At 53.5% G+C, this 739-nt stretch carries 1 protein-coding gene and 2 rRNA genes; 1 reads left to right on the forward strand and 2 read right to left on the reverse strand.

What is annotated here, in order from left to right; all coding sequences use genetic code 11:
* On the forward strand, positions 1-220 hold a 220-nt coding region (locus QWE_RS25645), incomplete at its 5' end, for a hypothetical protein (RefSeq protein ID WP_210161675.1).
* 18 nt (positions 221-238) lie between these two features.
* Here QWE_RS25645 and rrf read toward each other — a convergent pair.
* Both rrf and QWE_RS24240 read right to left on the reverse strand, forming a co-directional pair.
* A 5S ribosomal RNA gene (gene rrf, locus QWE_RS24235) occupies positions 239-353 on the reverse strand.
* 250 nt (positions 354-603) lie between these two features.
* Positions 604-739, reverse strand: a 23S ribosomal RNA gene (locus QWE_RS24240); the annotation flags it as partial.

A 739-nucleotide genomic window follows, 5' to 3' on the forward strand; every position in this document is an offset into this window, starting at 1 on the left:
TCTACCGGGCTGCTCCACCCCGCGTCACCAGCGTAAATCCCTGAGGGATTTATCGCGACAGAGCAAACTCTTGAGTTTGCGTCTCTTGCGGCGCAAATCTGGTTGGATTTGCGCCTTTTTCGGTATTTTCGAAAGCGAAAAGACCGCTTTTGGCGGCCCTAAGATTTCGGCTTGGGCCGATGTTGTGTCGAGAAGATTGTTTTTCAGCGTTTTTAGCTGACAACATTGCCTTTAGCAGACCTGGCAGCGACCTACTCTCCCGCGTCTTGAGACGAAGTACCATTGGCGCTGGGGCGTTTCACGGCCGTGTTCGGAATGGGAACGGGTGCAGCCACCCCGCCATGACCACCAGGTCGGCTAAGGGCAATGTTGTTGAGAAGCTGGCACAGGCATTCGCCTGTTTGTCTTTAAGTGAACACGTCTTTGTTTTGCGACTGAATGGGATCTCCCATACAGGCCGGTCGGCCGTCGCGCCCAGGTTTTTGCCGAAGGCAAAATACCGGTTTGGCGCGCGCCGTCCGCAGCGAAGCGATCAGAGATCGCGACAGCGTGAGGACAAAACAGATGGCTTGTGCTCATCTTCGATGAGCATAAGCAATGAGAACGATCAAGCCAATCGAGCTATTAGTAACGGTAAGCTTCATGCATTACTGCACTTCCACACCCGTCCTATCAACGTGGTCGTCTTCCACGGCTCTGATAGGAATACTCGTTTTCAGGTGGGTTTCCCGCTTAGATG

The organism is Agrobacterium albertimagni AOL15 (assembly GCF_000300855.1).
Classification (GTDB): domain Bacteria; phylum Pseudomonadota; class Alphaproteobacteria; order Rhizobiales; family Rhizobiaceae; genus Allorhizobium; species Allorhizobium albertimagni.